The organism is Raineyella sp. (assembly GCF_034933565.1).
GTDB lineage: Bacteria > Actinomycetota > Actinomycetes > Propionibacteriales > Propionibacteriaceae > Raineyella.
Genome location: NZ_JAYFNG010000009.1, coordinates 81101 through 95658, shown reverse-complemented (window position 1 = coordinate 95658; position 14558 = coordinate 81101). Strand labels below are relative to the sequence as shown.

Below are 14558 nucleotides of genomic sequence, written 5' to 3'. Positions count from 1 at the left end.
GACCGTCCCCCCGCAGGAACCTGCCACCGCCACGTCGACCCCGGGGCCGGCCGACCCGGTGGCGGTCAGCGTCGTGATGCCGGTGCGCAACGAGTCACGCCACCTCGAGGACGCCGTCCGGCGGGTGCTGGAGCAGGACTGTCCGGGCGAGCTCGAGGTCGTCATCGCCGTCGGGCCGAGCAAGGACGACACCCGCCGGATCGCCGAACGTCTCGCGGCGGCCGACCCGCGGGTGCGGATCGTCGACAACCCCACCGGACGTACGCCCGCCGGGCTGAACCTCGCCATCGCCGCGTCACGCCATGACATCGTGGTCCGGGTCGACGGTCACGGCGAGCTCGGGGACGGTTACATCGCCACCGCGGTCGAGACCCTGCAGCGGACGGGGGCGGCGAACGTCGGCGGCATCATGGACGCCCAGGGGCGTACGCCCTTCGAGCAGGCGGTGGCGGTCGCCTACACCAGCCGGCTCGGGCTCGGCGGGTCGACCTTCCACCTGCGTACCTCGCCGGAGGGCCCGGCGGACACCGTCTTCCTCGGCAGCTTCCGCAAATCGGCACTGGAAGCGATCGGCGGCTACGACGAGACACTGCACCGCGCCCAGGACTGGGAGCTCAACTACCGGCTGCGTCAGGCCGGTGAGGTGGTGTGGTTCACCCCCGCGATGCGGGTCGTCTACCGGCCGCGGTCGACCTACCGGGCGCTGGCCAAGCAGTTCTACGACACCGGCAAGTGGCGTCGCGAGGTCGTACGTCGCCACCCCGACACCCTCAACGCCCGCTATCTCGCCCCGCCGCTGGCCGTGCTCGGTGTGCTCGGCGGGTTCGCCATCGGCGGTCACGGCAGCTACCACAAGGTCACCTGGATGAAACTGGGCTGGCTCGGCCCGCTCGGCTATCTCGCCGGGGTCGTCGCGGGGGCGGCCGCCCTGCGGCGCGAGATGCCCTGGCCGGTGCGGGCCCGGCTGCCGCTGGTCTTCCTGGTCATGCACATGTGCTGGGGGACGGGCTTCCTGATCGGGCTGGGGGAGGACCGTACGGCCTCCTGACGTCAGGCGGTGGTGCGTTCGGCCGCGGCGATCTGTGCCACCGTCGCCTCATCGGCCGGCCCCTCGACGATCACCGCCGACCCGTCGCCCAGCACCGGGGCGACCAGGGCCGCCAGCACGGTGCCGTACGCCGTGTCCGGACGGACCAGTCGGCGACCGTACGATCCGGCGGTGTCGCCGGCCATGGCTGCCGCAGCGTCGGCGGCGACCACCGCCCAGTCACGGGCCCCCCTCGGGTCCTGCCACAGCGGCGCGCCCGGGGAGGCCGGTGCCTGCACATAGACGTCGGGCTGGGAGCGCACCTCGGCCCCGTAGTCCAGCACCCCCGGTCCGGTCGGCCGTGGGAAGCCGAGACCCATCGGATGCAGCGAGCAGGCGACCGTGGCCCGCGCGCCGAGGGCCCGCGCTGCGGGAAAGTCGTCGGCGTACTCCTCGGGCCCGGCCACCACGAGATCGGGTCGGGGCAGGGCCTGGTCCGGATCGCGGACCAGCACCCCCACCTGCCACAGTGCGGCCACCCAGACCAGGGTGATCCAGTGCCCCGGATGGGTGGCGGTGAGCGGCAGGACCGCCACCTCGCCCTCGGCGAGATCGAGCTCGTCGACGGCCAGATTGGCGGTCTTGTCCACCCAGTTGACGAAGGTCCGGGCGGACAGCTCGATGCGTACGCCGCTGCTCGGCGCGTAGTAGGTGATCAGTGGGTCACCACCCCGGCGGCGCACCCGGGGGCGCAGCGCCTGGTCGAAGGAGAGGGATCCGGATCCGACGGAGGACATGCCGAAACCCTACTGAGCTCCGGGCCCTGACCGCCGCGCGCCTGCCTCTCCCGGCGAGGGTCAGTGGCTACTGGCACAATGAGCCCCATGCCAAGGACATCATCGGAAGCCCACGCAGAGTCCGGCTCCAACCGTCACGTCGTGATCGTTGCCGGCGGATCGGGGACGCGGCTGTGGCCGCTGTCCCGCAAGGGGATGCCGAAGCAGTTGCTCCATCTCGTGGGGGACAAGAGCCTGTTGCGGCTCGCCTACGAGCGGGTGGAGGCGGTCGTGGGCGCCGACCGTGTCTGGGTCTGCACGGGTGCCGCGTACCGGGACGTCGTCGAGGCGGAGCTGCCGGAGATCGACCCGGCGCACATCCTCGGCGAGCCCGTCGGCCGCGATTCGCTCAATGCGGTCGCCTGGCCGTCGGCGGTGCTGGCCGACCGGGATCCGGAGGCGCTCGTCGCAGTCGTGACCGCCGACCAGATCATGCGCCCGGTGGAGGTCTTCCGGGAGCGCCTCGCCCGGGCCTACGACGTCGTCGAGGCCCGGCCCCGGGCCCTCGTCACCTTCGGTGTGGTCCCCACCAGTGCCCACACCGGCTACGGCTACCTGCATCGCGGCAAGGAGATCGACGGATTCGACGACGTCACCTCGGTGCTGGAGTTCCGCGAGAAGCCTGACCGGGCGACCGCCGAGCAGTACCTGACCTCCGGTGAGTACTGGTGGAACTCCGGGATGTTCGTCTGGCGCGCCGCGACGTTCCTCGACCAGCTGCACCGGCTCGCCCCCGAGTCGTACGACATCGTCACCGCCATCGCGGCGGATCCCTCCCGGGTCGAGGAGCTGTTCCCGCAGGCGCCGAAGATCAGCGTCGACTACGCGATCATGGAGCCGGTCTCCCGCGGCGAGGGCAGTGCCGAGGTGCTGGCCGTCGCCCTGCCGATCCAGTGGTACGACATCGGCGGCTTCCCGGCGCTGGCCGAGCAGCTGCCGCACGACGCCGACGGTAACGCCGGTGAGGGCGCGGTGGTCCACCTGGACACCCACGACACGTTGGTGATCAACCGCACCGACGACGGTCACTTGGTCGCGACCGTCGGGCTCGCGGACGTGGTGGTCGTCCGGACCCCGGACGTCACGCTGGTGTGCCCGAAGGGCGACACCGAGCGGATCAAGCAGCTGGTCGCGGCGGTCCGTGACCGGGCCGGCGAGGCCTTCGTCTGACATGCCCGATGTCCTGACCGAGGTGCGCAAGCGCCGCGGACCGTTCACCCGTGTGGTGATCGCCCTCGTGGTCGCCTGGTGGGTGCTGGGCCTGATCCGGATGGTGCTGGCGGTCGTCGGTGGCCTCCATCCCCTGGAGGCGGCCGCCCGACACGGGCAGGGCCTCGTCTCCGTGCCGGTGGTCCTGGTGCTGCTGCTGTTCGCGGTGGCGGACGTCTGGGTCCGGCCGCGGCTGGAGAACGCGGCCCGGCTGACCTCCCTGGCCACCTGGGTGAGCTCGCTCGCCGTCGGGACGTCGATCGCCGCCGGCATCGCCGGACTCTGGTCGCCGGCGCTGAAGACCGCTGACCGGGCACTGGCGGTGGCCGACATCATCGTGTCCTCCGTCGTCCCGGTGCTGCTGTGTGTCGCACTGGGCACGGTCGCCGGAGCCGCCCGTCGCGCGGGTGCTGCGGACGGCCCGCGCACAGAACCGGACGGCGCCGGTGCGGTCATCGACACCGGGACCGGTGGCACCGGGACGGCGGGCAGCGGGGTACCCGGGGCCGCGGAGGAGGTCCCGGCGGAGTCCGGCGAGACCGTCGACGCGGGGCAGGTCCGGGAGCCCGACGCGGCGGCCGGCGCCGCTTGGCACAGTGCGGCGGATGCCGCCCACGGCCAACAGGCCGCAGCCTGGGGGGACACCACCACACCGTTCGGGTGGGAACCCGCCCGGGCCCTCGACTCCGGTGCCCCGGTGGGGCCGGGGGACGTCGGATCGGCCTCGTCGGGCGGGCCGGTCCCGAAGGGCGGCACGCTCCCGCCGGGGCCGGCCGAGCCGCCGATGCCGGGGACGAAGGACCGGCCGGGGCGCGGACCCGGCCAGATCGATCCCGATCTGTGGGATGGACCACACAGCGACCCGCAGTGAGCCGCTGACACCCCGTTCCCGGGTGTGAGTGCGGATCCCCGGTCGAACGCCATCCGACACGCGGTGCGTGTCCGAGTCGTTGTCGTTCTGCGTTGCGCCGCGCCGTTCCGATGACGTAATCTCGGTATCGCACTCGGGGATCACATCAGTGTAATCCCAATGATGTGACTTCAATCCCTGCGCGGATCGGGCCGCATCGACGGGTGTGAAACCACCAGACCGCGGCCGGTCCACAGGTCCGGCCATCCGACACGACATCGGCTGTCCGAACCCCCCGCGGGCAGTTCATCCGGGAAACCAGGAGGAACGCATGGACGAGTGGCTGACCGTCCTCGACGGAGGTGAAGACGAGGGCATTCTGGGCTGGCAGGAGCGGGCCCTCTGCGCGCAGACCGACCCCGAAGCCTTCTTTCCGGAGAAGGGTGGGTCCACGCGCGAGGCGAAGGCTGTCTGCCAATCCTGTGACGTACGCGCAGAATGCCTCGACTACGCCTTGGCGCATGACGAGAGATTCGGGATCTGGGGCGGACTGAGTGAGCGGGAGCGCCGCAAGCTCAAGAAGCAGATCGTGTGATCTGCTCGTTCCGGACAATCCATGGAAACGAATCCGAACAATCCACCGATTGAAGCGGCACCCCTTCCCGGGGTGCCGCTTCAGTATTTCGGGGAGTCATCAGGGATTTCCCTGGCTATTCGTCGTCGTCGGACTCGCCGTCGGGATCGATCTCCTCGGGCGGCAGGCCGGTGACCACGGCCAGCTGCTCGACCAGGGTGCGCCGGACCAGGATCCGCAGGCCCTCCCGCGAGGCGGCCCGCAGCTGCAGCGGCCGGCGATAGAGGACGACCTCGGCGGCCCGGCCGTCCGGCGACTCGACCGCGGCGGCGAGCGGCACGCTGTCGTGGGCCCAGGACGCCGGCAGATCCGGGACGTCCTCCATCCCGACCGAGATGCCGTCCAGCACCCGGGCGTTGGCGGCGCCGATCGAGGCGATCGCCTCGGCCAGCGCCTCGGCGAAGAACTTCCGGTCGTCGGGTCGTTGCGGTGCCCGCACCGGTCGCCCGGTCCAGGAGTTCGGCAGCGCGAGCGGACCCCGCAGGCCCCGCCCGTGACGGTCCCGCCGGCGCGGGCGGTACCAGGAGCTCGACATGGGGGTCAGGATAGTCGGCCGCGCTCGTCCCGCGGCGCGACACGATCCAGCGGCTTCGGGGGGATCGGGGTCGGCGGGGGTACCGTTCATGGGGTGACGACCAGGCGGTGTACGCGATCGGGCTGCGGCAGATCGGCGGTGGCGACCCTCACGTTCGCGTACGCGGACCAGCAGGTCGTGCTCGGCCCGCTGTCCGCACGGTCCGAACCGGCGGCGTACGACCTGTGTCTGGAGCACTCCCAGCGGCTGTCCGTGCCGCGGGGCTGGGACGTGATCCGGCTCCCGCTCACCGGCGAGCCCGAGCAACCCGACGTCGACGACCTGATGGCCCTGGCCGATGCGGTCCGCCGGGTCGGCCTGGCGGAGGACGAGCCGGTCGGCCCCGGGGACTTCGCCGACCGCGCCGATGTGCGGGAAGTGGCCCACAAGGGGCATCTGACCATGCTGAAGGATTCCGGCGGGCGTACGACCCCCGTCCGTGACACCCGCCGGCCGTTCTGAGTCACGGGTCCCTTCTGGGCCCCAGGGCCCTCCTGGGTCACGGGGCCATCCGTCGGTGGACTGCCGAACCGGTGCAGGAGCAGCACCCGGGAAGGGATAGGATCGCCGACGATGCTTCAGGACCAGATCTTCAAGGCCAACGACATCCGCGGTGTGACCTCGGGCGACAGCCCGGAATGGGACACCGCCGGTGCCACCGCTCTCGGCGTCGCGTACGCCCGCTTGATGAAGGCGGCGAACGGGGGGCAGGTGGAGTTCGTCGTCGGGCGCGACATGCGTACCAGCGGTCCGGACTTCTCCGCGGCATTCATCGCCGGCGCCCGTAGTGAGGGCGCGAAGGTGATCGTCGCCGGGCTCACCTCGACCGACGAACTGTGGTTCGTGTCGGGTCACCTCGACCTGCCCGGGCTCACCTTCACGGCGTCGCACAACCCGGCCCGCTACAACGGCGTGAAGTTCTGCCTGGCCGGCGCCCGTCCGGTCACCCCGGAGTTCCTGCGGCAGCTGAAGCACGACGCCCAGGCACTGGATGCCGACGGCCTCGACCTGATGGCCATCGCCACCGTCGCCGGGACCAGAGGCTCGATCCGGGAACAGGACTTCTTGGCCGAGTACGCCGCCCACCTGCACGCCCTGGTGCCGCTCGACGGCATCCGCCGGCTCAAGGTCGTCGTCGATGCCGGCAACGGGATGGCCGGGCACACCGCCCCCAGTGTGCTGGGGCCGCTCGACCTCGACCTCGACGTGCTGTACGGCGAGCTCGACGGCACCTTCCCCAACCACCAGCCGAACCCGCTGATCCCGGAGAACCTCGTCGATGCCCAGCGGCGCGTGGTGGAGACCGGCGCCGATCTGGCCCTGGTGTTCGACGGCGACGCCGACCGGTGCTTCGCCATCGACGAGACCGGTGCCGTGGTCGACCCGTCCGCGATCACCGCGATGATCGCCGAGCAGGAGCTCGCCCGCGAGCCCGGCGCCACCATCGTGATCAACACCATCACCTCCGCCTCGGTGCCGGAGATCGTCGCCGAGAACGGCGGCAGCACGGTGACCTCGAAGGTCGGCCACACGTACGTGAAGGCGCTGATGGCCGAGCACGACGCGATCTTCGGCGGGGAGCACTCGGCGCACTACTACTTCCGCGACTTCTACTTCGCCGACACCGGCATGCTGGCCGGCCTGCACGTGCTCTCGCTGCTGGGCCACTCCGACCGGCCGCTGTCGGAACTGGTCGCCAAGTACATCCGCCGCGTCCAGTCCGGTGAGATCAACTCCGACGTCGACGATCAGCAGGCGTCGATGGACCTGGTCGCCCGGGCCTTCGAGGGCCGCGGCCAGCAGGACCGGATCGACGGACTGACCGTCCGTGGCGACGGCTGGCGGGTCAATCTGCGTCCCTCGAACACCGAGCCGCTGCTGCGGCTCAACGTGGAGGCGCTGGACCGGGCCACCATGGAGTCGCTGCGCGACGAGGTGCTCGGCCTGGTCCGGGGCTGAGCCCGGCACCGCGCCGCGTCCCCGGTCGGGACGGGATTGCCTCATGGAGACGGCACCGTGTCGTGGGCACGGACCACGTCGAGGAGGCCGCGCCATGTCGTGGGCACGGAACCGTTCGCCACGCGATGCGGCGCTCCGGGACCGGGCGCGACGCTCCTAGACTGACTGCAACGGACCCGCCGACCGCGGCGGGCAGCGAGGAGATCACCATGGCCGTCGACCTGGATCCGGCACTGCTCGATGTGCTGGCCTGCCCGAATTGCCACTCGCCGTTGGCGGTGGACCACGATCGCCACGAGCTGGTCTGTACCGGCAACGGCTGTGGCCTGGCGTACCCGGTGCGGGACGGCATCCCGGTGCTGCTGGTCGACGAGGCGCGCAACCCGCACGGGGTGGACACCGGTCGTCCCGGCGAGACCGCTGCGGGCACCCCCGCCGAGGGCGCTGCGGACGCCACCGGCGCATAGGGGCCGGGGCGATGGCGGATTTCGACGACTCGCGGCTCGACGATCGCGAGGTCCTGCTGACGTACGACGCGGCGCTGCGGCGGCTCGCCGAGTGCGGCGCCCGGCTGCGCAGTGAGTGGTACGGCGCCTCGGCCACGATCTTCGCGCTGGCCGAGGCCGACCGGCCTCGCGCGGTGATTGCGGTCGGGACCGATGCCCGGCTGATCCGTGCGGTGCTCGAACCGGTCTGCCCGGTGCCGTTCGTCGCCTGGCCGCGTCAGGGACTGCCCGGCTGGGTCGGCCCGCTCGATCTGGTGCTGATCATGGCATCCGAGGGGTCAGACGCGGCGCTGATCGAGTCCGCCCAGGAGGCGACGCGGCGCGGGGCCCGGATCGTCATCGCCGCCCCCGAGGCGTCGTCGGTCGCTGAGTTCGCCGCGTCCCGCAGCACCACGCTGGTCCCCACCACGACCGGCGATCCGCTCGCCGCGGTGATGCTCATGCTGGCCGCCCTGCACGAGCTGCGGCTGGGGCCGCCGGTCTCGGTCGAGTCCGTCGCGGACGCCGCGGACATGGTGGCGGAGGCCTCTTCGCCCTTCGTCGACCTGTCGGCCAACCCGGCCAAGGGCATCGCCTGCGCCATGGCCGACGCACAGCCGCTGGTGTGGGGCGGGTCCGTGCTCGCCGCCCGCGCCGGCCGCCGCGTCGCCGGGGCACTGCGGGTGGTGACCGGCCGGGCCGCGCTGTCCGCCGACGCGCACGACCTGATGGCGGTGATCGAGGCGACCGAACCCGCTGATCCGTTCGCCGATCCCTTCGAGGACGACCCGAGCGCCGACCGGCGCCCGTGCCTGCTGATCCTCGACGACGGCGACGCCCACGCCGACGTCAGTCGGGCGGCTGCCGCACTCCGCGCCGCGTGCAGCCGCAGGGACGTACGCAGTGACTCCCTCGAGGCACCCGAGGGCGAGGACCTGGCCCGCTACGTGATGCTGCTGCAGAAGGGCCGGTTCACCGCCGCCTACCTCGGGATCGGCCTCGGCAGCACCTCGCTCGGCTGACCCTGGCCCGACCCGGCCCACCTGATCACCAGGCCTGAGTGCCCGGCAGGGGGACCTGTCCGAGCGTTCGACCCGGCTCGCCCAGGCCCCACCGTGGACCTGTCCGGGTGCCCGACCCGGCCTGCTCCCGCCCGGGCCCGGGCCCGGGTCTCCGGCCGAGGGCCCGGTGCGCCTTCCTGCCCGGGCCAGAGGGCCGGCCACGGGCCCGGGGCGCCTTCCCACATCGGGTCCCGGCCCCCGTACGGCCCGGCGGGCCGTACGCTGCCCTCATGCAGAAGGTCCTCGTCCTCAACGGTCCCAACCTCGGTCGCCTCGGAAAGCGCGAGCCCGCGACGTACGGGTCCACCACGTACGCCGAGCTCGCCGAGCTGTGCCGCGCCCGGGGGGCCGAGCTGGGGTTCGACGTCGAGGTGCGCCAGACCGACGCCGAGCACGAGATGATCGCCTGGCTGCACGAGGCCGCCGACGCCGGGCTGCCGGTCGTCCTCAACCCGGCAGCGTGGACCCACTACTCGGTCGCGGTCGCCGACGCCGTCGCCCAACGCACCGCCCCGCTGATCGAGGTGCACATCTCCAACGTGCACGCGCGCGAGGAATTCCGCCGGCATTCGTACGTCACGCCGTACGCCACCGGGGTGATCGCCGGCCTGGGCATCCAGGGGTACCTGGCCGCCCTGGGGTGGCTCGCGACCCAGGGCTGAGCCGACCCGGCCCGAGCTGGTCCAGGACCGAGGTGACCTGGCCCGGGCTGGTCCAGCCCGAGTCGACCGGGCCCGAGCTGGTCCAGGCTGAGGTACGCAGGGCCTGGGCTGCCCCACAGGCTGAGGTACGCGGGGCCGAGGACGTGGTGGCTCGGGGGCAGCTCGGCACCGAGTAGCATCTGCCAGCATGGACAACCGCGTCGCTGACCTGACCCTGGCCGATTTCGGCCGCCGCGAGATCACCCTCGCCGAACACGAGATGCCGGGCCTGATGGCGATGCGCGAGACGTACGGTCCCCAGCAGCCGCTGGCCGGGGCGCGGATCGCCGGGTCACTGCACATGACGATCCAGACCGCGGTGCTGATCGAGACCCTCGTCGCACTCGGTGCCCGGGTCCGCTGGGCGTCCTGCAACATCTTCTCCACCCAGGACCACGCCGCCGCGGCGATCGCGGTCGGCACCGGCACGCCGGCGGCCCCGCAGGGCCAGCCGGTGTTCGCCTGGAAGGGCGAGACGCTCGACGAGTACTGGTGGGCCACCACCCAGACGTTCATCTGGCCCGACGGGGAACTGCCGACGATGATCCTGGACGACGGCGGCGACGCCACCCTGCTCGTCCACCTCGGCGTCCGCCATCAGAAGGCGGGCACGCTGCCCGACCCGCAGGCGGCCGGCTCGGACGAGGAACGGGCACTGTTCGGCGCGCTGCGCAGCACGCTGGAGCACGGCACCGTGGACTGGGTCGCGGTCGCCGACGCCATCCTGGGCGTCACCGAGGAGACCACCACCGGCGTCCACCGGCTCTACCAGGCCGAGCGTGACGGCACGCTGCTGTGGCCGGCGATCAACGTCAACGACGCGGTGACCAAGTCGAAGTTCGACAACATCTACGGTGTGCGGCACTCCCTGATCGACGGGATCAACCGCGGCACCGATGTGCTGATCGGCGGCAAGGTCGCGGTCGTCTGCGGCTACGGTGACGTCGGGAAGGGCTGCGCCCAGTCGCTGCGCGGCCAGGGTGCCCGGGTGATCGTCACCGAGATCGACCCGATCTGCGCCCTGCAGGCCGCGATGGATGGCTACCAGGTCGCCACCCTGGACGAGGTCCTCGGCATTGGCGACATCTTCGTCACCGCGACCGGCTGCTGCGACGTCATCTCCGCCGACCAGATGGCCCGGATGAAGCACCAGGCCATCGTCGGCAACATCGGCCATTTCGACAACGAGATCGACATGGCCGGTCTGACGAACTGGCCCGGCGTGCGGCGTACGACGATCAAGCCGCAGGTGGACGAGTGGGCCTTCCCGACCGGCACCACGGCGGCCGGTGCCGAGGTCGCCGAGCACGCCATCATCGTGCTGTCCGAGGGCCGGCTGCTCAACCTCGGCAACGCCACCGGCCACCCGAGCTTCGTGATGTCGAACTCCTTCACCAACCAGGTCCTCGGCCAGATCGAGCTGTGGGCGAACCGCGACGCCTACCCGATCGGCGTGCACCGGCTGCCGAAGCAGCTCGACGAGATGGTGGCGCGGCTGCACCTCGACTCCCTCGGCGTGCACCTGTCGACGCTGACCCGGAAGCAGGCGGACTACCTCGGGATCAGCGTCGAGGGGCCCTACAAGCCGGACTTCTACCGCTACTGAGGGACCGACGATGGACGCCGGGAGGGACCGCGCCGGCGAGGCACCCGGTGGGCCGTACGACGAGTTCCGGGCCCGCGACGGCGCCCTGCGGCTCGGCTGGGCGGAGCTCTCGGCGCTCACCGAGGTGCCGGTCGACTGGATCGACCGACAGCGGGAGGTCGACCGGCGGCTGGCCGACGACAACGTCACCTACCGCCCCTGGGCCACCCGTGACCCCGTGGAGATGCGCCACGGCGATGACGACGAGGAGGTGGCCGAGCCGCAGCCGTGGCGGCTCGATCCGATGCCGTTGGTGCTGCACTCCCGGGAGTGGCGAGAGCTGGAGACCGGCTTGGTGCAGCGGGCCGAGCTGCTGTCGGCGGTCTTCACCGACCTCTACGGCGAACGCCGGCTGCTGGCTGCGGGGGTGCTGCCGCCCGAGGTGGTGATGGGCCATCCCGGCTACCTGCGACCACTGATCGGCGCGCAGCTGCCCGGCGGGCTGTTCATGGTCGGGGCGACCATCGGCCGGGACGCCGATGGCGGCTGGCGGCTGCGCGCCCAGGAGACCCAGTCGCCGATCGGCGCCGGGTACGCGATGGAGAACCGGCGGGTGCTGTCGCGGGTGCACGCCGAGCTGTACCGGGAGGCCGACCTGATCCGGCTCACCCCCTTCTACCAGGCGATGCGCGCCGCGCTGATCGAGTCCGGCCCCCGTGAGGTCGAGGATCCGCACGTCGTCGTGCTCACCCCGGGCACCCACGCGGCCGCCGCCTTCGACCCGGCGTTCCTCGCCAGTCGGCTCGGCTTCCCGCTGGTCGAGGGCAACGACCTCGTGGTCCGCGACGGGCGGGTCTGGCTGCGTTCGCTCGGCCGGCTGGAACCGGTCGATGTCATCTTCCGCCACGTGCCGGCCCGCGCCACCGACCCGCTGGAGCTGCAGGCCGGCTCGCGGCTCGGGGTGGCCGGCCTGACCGAGGTCGTCCGCCGCGGCGCGGTGTCGGTCGTCAACTCGCTCGGCACCGGGGTGCTGGAGAACCCGGGCCTGATGGCGTTCGACGAGGTGATCTGCCGGGTCCTGCTCGACGAGCGGCTGCGGCTGCCGGCACTGCCGAGCTGGTGGTGCGGGGAGGACGCCGCGCGCAGCCATGTCCGTACGCATCTGGCGGAGCTGCGGCTGGCACACCTCGGGTCCGGCCGGACCTGGGAGGGCCCGCTGCTCAGCGCGGCGGAGCGTACGGAACTGATCCGCCGGGTGGAGGGGGAGCCGCACCTCTATGTCGGCCAGCAGATCCTCCCGCTGTCGATCAGCCCGGCGCTGCGCGACGGGCGGATCGGGCCCGCGCCGTTCCAGCTGACCGGCTACCTGATCCGGCACGGCGCCTCGTACGCCGCGCTGCCGGGCGGCCTCGGCGAGATCGTCGACGAGCCGATGGCGACCACCCCCGGGCCCGCCGCGTTGTCCGGCCGGCCGACCAAGGACCTGTGGATCGTCGGCAGCGACCTGGCGACCGCCACCGACGCCGACGGCGACGTGGTGACCGACCTGATGGGCGGCACCGCCGCGATGGTGCCGCGGGTGCTCGACGACATGTTCTGGCTGGGACGCTATGCCGAGCGGGCCGAGGACGTCGTCCGCCTGGTCAGCGCCACCCACCACGTGCTGGTCGAGATGAACATGGTGTGCCGGCCCGGCTCGGCCGTCGACGTGCTCCTCGACGCCCTCCACGCCGTCACCGCCACCCCACGCCCGGGTGACCGGACCAGCGCCTTGCGCCAGCTCCGGATCCAACTGGTCAACCGGTCCCGGCGCGGCACCGTGGCGCGCTGTCTGGCCCGGCTCAGCCACGCCGCCGACGGTGTCCGCGACCAGCTCTCCTCCGACGTGTGGGTGGTGCTGGCCGGTGCCGAACGGGCCCTCGACGACCTGCGCCGGGCCGAGCCCGACGACTCCAGCCGGCTGGGCGACGCCGCCGAACGCAGCCTCGTCCCGCTGCTGGCGCTCAACGGCATCACCGCGGAGAACATGGTCCACGACGCCGCCTGGCAGTTCCTCGACTCCGGCCGGGCACTGGAACGCGCCGTCATGCTGGTCGGCCTGCTGCGCTCCTGCCTCTCCGCACCCGCCCTGCGGGCCGGCGTCACCGCCGACGCCGCGGGACGCTGGTCGGTCCCGCCCCAGCAGCTGGTGCTCACTGCGGTGATGACCGCCACCGAGAGTGTCGTCACCTATCGCCGCCGGCACGGCGGCCGGCCCGAGGTTGCGGTCGTGCTCGGCCTGCTGGTGGCCGATCCGAGCAATCCGCGCTCGGTGGCCTTCCAGGTGCAGCGGTTGCAGCGTGCGCTGGGGCGGCTGCCGTACGCCTCGGCCAACGACCGGCCGCAGCGACTGCTCACCGACCTCGCCGAACTCACCACCGAGGCCGCGGTCCGGCGGGTGTGCCACGGCGAGCCCGCCCTCGTCCGGCCCGCGGACGGTCCCGAGGCCTCGGGGTCAGCCCCGGCGGCTCCCGCGGCCGGGCCCGACGGCCCGGCCACCCCTGCACCGGGACCCGACCCGGTGCAGTGCGTCGACGACTACCTGGCCGAGCTGCGGTCCCGGCTGTTGCGGGTCTCCGAGGCGGTGGCCGACTCCTACCTCCGGCGTGGCCCGCTGCCCCGCCCGCTGTGGGTCGCCGCCGAGCACCCGGCCGGCCCGGGCGGGGGTGGCATGTGAGGACCTACCGGATCCGACACGAGACGGCCTACCGCTACGAGGGCCGGATCACCTCCAGCTACGGACTCTGTCACCTGACACCGCGCGAGGACAGCCGCCAGCACGTGCTCGACCACCGCCTGCGGATCACCCCGGCGCCGGCCGATCTGGCCACGTACGTCGACGTGTACGGCAACGCCCGCACCTGGTACCAGGTGACCGAGCCGCACACCGACCTGGTGATCGTCGGGACCACCGACCTCACCGTGGCCGAGCAGACCGTGGCGCCGGAGGCACTCGCCGTGCCGTGGGAGCAGTGCCGCCCCGACCGTCGCCGCGACGTCACCGACTGGTGGCGCGCCGTCGACCTGACCCTGCCCTCGCCGCGGGTGGACGTGCTGCCCGAGGTGGCCGCGTACGCCGCCGGGTCGTTCCTGCCGGGCCGGCCGGTGGGGGAGGCGGTGCAGGACCTCAACCACCGCATCCACGCCGACTTCACGTACGACCCGAGGGCGACCACGGTGACCACTCGGGTCGGCGAGGTGCTGGCCCTCCGTGCCGGGGTGTGCCAGGACTTCGCCCAGCTGATGGTGTCGTGCCTGCGGTCGGTCGGGCTCGCCGGCCGGTACGTGTCCGGCTACCTGGCCACCGTCGCGGCGCCGGGGCGGCCCCGCAACATCGGCGCCGACGCCACCCATGCCTGGGCCGGGGTGTGGCTGCCGGGCGCCGACTGGTACGACCTCGACCCGACCAACGACCGGCCGGTCGACGAGTCCCACGCCACGGTGGCGTGGGGGCGGGACTACTCGGACGTGGCGCCGGTGCGGGGCGTGATCTACGGCGACAGCGGTGGATCGTCGATGAAGGTCAGCGTCGACATGGCCCCCCGTGAACTGTCGACGTTCCCGGCGCCCTGAGCCCCGCCGCGACGGCCTGAGCCCC

At 72.4% G+C, this 14558-nt stretch carries 14 protein-coding genes; 12 read left to right on the top strand and 2 right to left on the bottom strand.

The genetic code is table 11. The annotated features are described in order from the left end of the window. Positions 1–76 precede the first annotated feature (76 nt). Positions 77–1048, top strand: a complete 972-nt coding sequence (locus tag VB059_RS03205) for a glycosyltransferase family 2 protein (RefSeq protein WP_416339485.1) — start codon at positions 77–79, stop codon at positions 1046–1048. A gap of 2 nt (positions 1049–1050) precedes the next feature. Here the strand turns inward: VB059_RS03205 and VB059_RS03200 are convergent, their stop codons facing one another. Next, positions 1051–1824, bottom strand: coding sequence for a TIGR03089 family protein (locus tag VB059_RS03200; protein WP_323420580.1), 774 nt, complete (start codon positions 1822–1824; stop codon positions 1051–1053). A gap of 87 nt (positions 1825–1911) precedes the next feature. Here VB059_RS03200 and VB059_RS03195 point away from each other — a divergent pair, with 87 nt between their 5' ends. From VB059_RS03195 to VB059_RS03185, 3 genes are all read left to right on the top strand, one after another. Then, entirely contained in the window at positions 1912–3033 is a 1122-nt protein-coding gene (locus tag VB059_RS03195; RefSeq protein WP_323420579.1) for a mannose-1-phosphate guanylyltransferase, read from the top strand. A gap of 1 nt (position 3034) precedes the next feature. Beyond that, the gene (locus tag VB059_RS03190) at positions 3035–3943 is read left to right on the top strand and encodes a hypothetical protein (protein WP_323420578.1); all 909 of its coding nucleotides are present in this window, start codon (positions 3035–3037) and stop codon (positions 3941–3943) included. Positions 3944–4253: 310 nt separating this feature from the next. Then, positions 4254–4517: a WhiB family transcriptional regulator gene (locus tag VB059_RS03185; protein ID WP_323420577.1), complete on the top strand. Its 264-nt coding sequence runs from the start codon at positions 4254–4256 to the stop codon at positions 4515–4517. A gap of 115 nt (positions 4518–4632) precedes the next feature. On the opposite strand, the gene VB059_RS03180 is transcribed toward VB059_RS03185, so the two are convergent. Continuing rightward, complete coding sequence (locus VB059_RS03180) at positions 4633–5091, bottom strand: metallopeptidase family protein (RefSeq protein WP_323420576.1); 459 nt, start codon at positions 5089–5091, stop codon at positions 4633–4635. Positions 5092–5184: 93 nt separating this feature from the next. Here VB059_RS03180 and VB059_RS03175 point away from each other — a divergent pair, with 93 nt between their 5' ends. From VB059_RS03175 to VB059_RS03140, 8 genes are all read left to right on the top strand, one after another. After that, entirely contained in the window at positions 5185–5592 is a 408-nt protein-coding gene (locus VB059_RS03175) for a DUF3499 domain-containing protein (RefSeq protein ID WP_323420575.1), read from the top strand. 111 nt (positions 5593–5703) lie between these two features. Then, a complete protein-coding gene (manB, locus tag VB059_RS03170; RefSeq protein WP_323420574.1) occupies positions 5704–7089 on the top strand; it encodes a phosphomannomutase/phosphoglucomutase in 1386 nt (461 codons plus the stop codon). A gap of 209 nt (positions 7090–7298) precedes the next feature. Further along, positions 7299–7556 (top strand): Trm112 family protein, encoded by a 258-nt coding sequence (locus tag VB059_RS03165; RefSeq protein ID WP_416339481.1) that lies wholly within the window; start codon positions 7299–7301, stop codon positions 7554–7556. 11 nt (positions 7557–7567) lie between these two features. Then, positions 7568–8596 carry an SIS domain-containing protein gene (locus VB059_RS03160; protein WP_323420573.1) on the top strand — a complete coding sequence of 343 codons (1029 nt, stop codon included), beginning with the start codon at positions 7568–7570 and terminating at the stop codon, positions 8594–8596. Positions 8597–8865: 269 nt separating this feature from the next. After that, entirely contained in the window at positions 8866–9297 is a 432-nt protein-coding gene (aroQ, locus tag VB059_RS03155; RefSeq protein ID WP_323420572.1) for a type II 3-dehydroquinate dehydratase, read from the top strand. Positions 9298–9484: 187 nt separating this feature from the next. After that, positions 9485–10942 carry an adenosylhomocysteinase gene (ahcY, locus tag VB059_RS03150; RefSeq protein ID WP_323420571.1) on the top strand — a complete coding sequence of 486 codons (1458 nt, stop codon included), beginning with the start codon at positions 9485–9487 and terminating at the stop codon, positions 10940–10942. 10 nt (positions 10943–10952) lie between these two features. Then, on the top strand, positions 10953–13637 hold the full coding sequence (locus tag VB059_RS03145; protein WP_323420570.1) for a circularly permuted type 2 ATP-grasp protein: 2685 nt from the start codon (positions 10953–10955) through the stop codon (positions 13635–13637). Continuing rightward, the gene (locus VB059_RS03140; protein ID WP_323420569.1) at positions 13634–14533 is read left to right on the top strand and encodes a transglutaminase family protein; all 900 of its coding nucleotides are present in this window, start codon (positions 13634–13636) and stop codon (positions 14531–14533) included. The genes VB059_RS03145 and VB059_RS03140 overlap by 4 nt, the downstream gene beginning before the upstream one ends. Positions 14534–14558: the final 25 nt, after the last annotated feature.

Bases quoted from the DNA above. Each gene is read 5' to 3' on its own strand.
- aroQ (WP_323420572.1), top strand. From the start codon at position 8,866: ATGCAGAAGGTCCTCGTCCTCAACGGTCCCAACCTCGGTCGCCTCGGA.
- ahcY (WP_323420571.1), top strand. From the start codon at position 9,485: ATGGACAACCGCGTCGCTGACCTGACCCTGGCCGATTTCGGCCGCCGC.
- VB059_RS03180 (WP_323420576.1), bottom strand. From the start codon at position 5,091: ATGTCGAGCTCCTGGTACCGCCCGCGCCGGCGGGACCGTCACGGGCGG.
- VB059_RS03200 (WP_323420580.1), bottom strand. From the start codon at position 1,824: ATGTCCTCCGTCGGATCCGGATCCCTCTCCTTCGACCAGGCGCTGCGC.
- manB (WP_323420574.1), top strand. From the start codon at position 5,704: ATGCTTCAGGACCAGATCTTCAAGGCCAACGACATCCGCGGTGTGACC.
- VB059_RS03190 (WP_323420578.1), top strand. From the start codon at position 3,035: ATGCCCGATGTCCTGACCGAGGTGCGCAAGCGCCGCGGACCGTTCACC.
- VB059_RS03205 (WP_416339485.1), top strand. From the start codon at position 77: ATGCCGGTGCGCAACGAGTCACGCCACCTCGAGGACGCCGTCCGGCGG.
- VB059_RS03160 (WP_323420573.1), top strand. From the start codon at position 7,568: ATGGCGGATTTCGACGACTCGCGGCTCGACGATCGCGAGGTCCTGCTG.
- VB059_RS03145 (WP_323420570.1), top strand. From the start codon at position 10,953: ATGGACGCCGGGAGGGACCGCGCCGGCGAGGCACCCGGTGGGCCGTAC.
- VB059_RS03195 (WP_323420579.1), top strand. From the start codon at position 1,912: ATGCCAAGGACATCATCGGAAGCCCACGCAGAGTCCGGCTCCAACCGT.
- VB059_RS03165 (WP_416339481.1), top strand. From the start codon at position 7,299: ATGGCCGTCGACCTGGATCCGGCACTGCTCGATGTGCTGGCCTGCCCG.
- VB059_RS03185 (WP_323420577.1), top strand. From the start codon at position 4,254: ATGGACGAGTGGCTGACCGTCCTCGACGGAGGTGAAGACGAGGGCATT.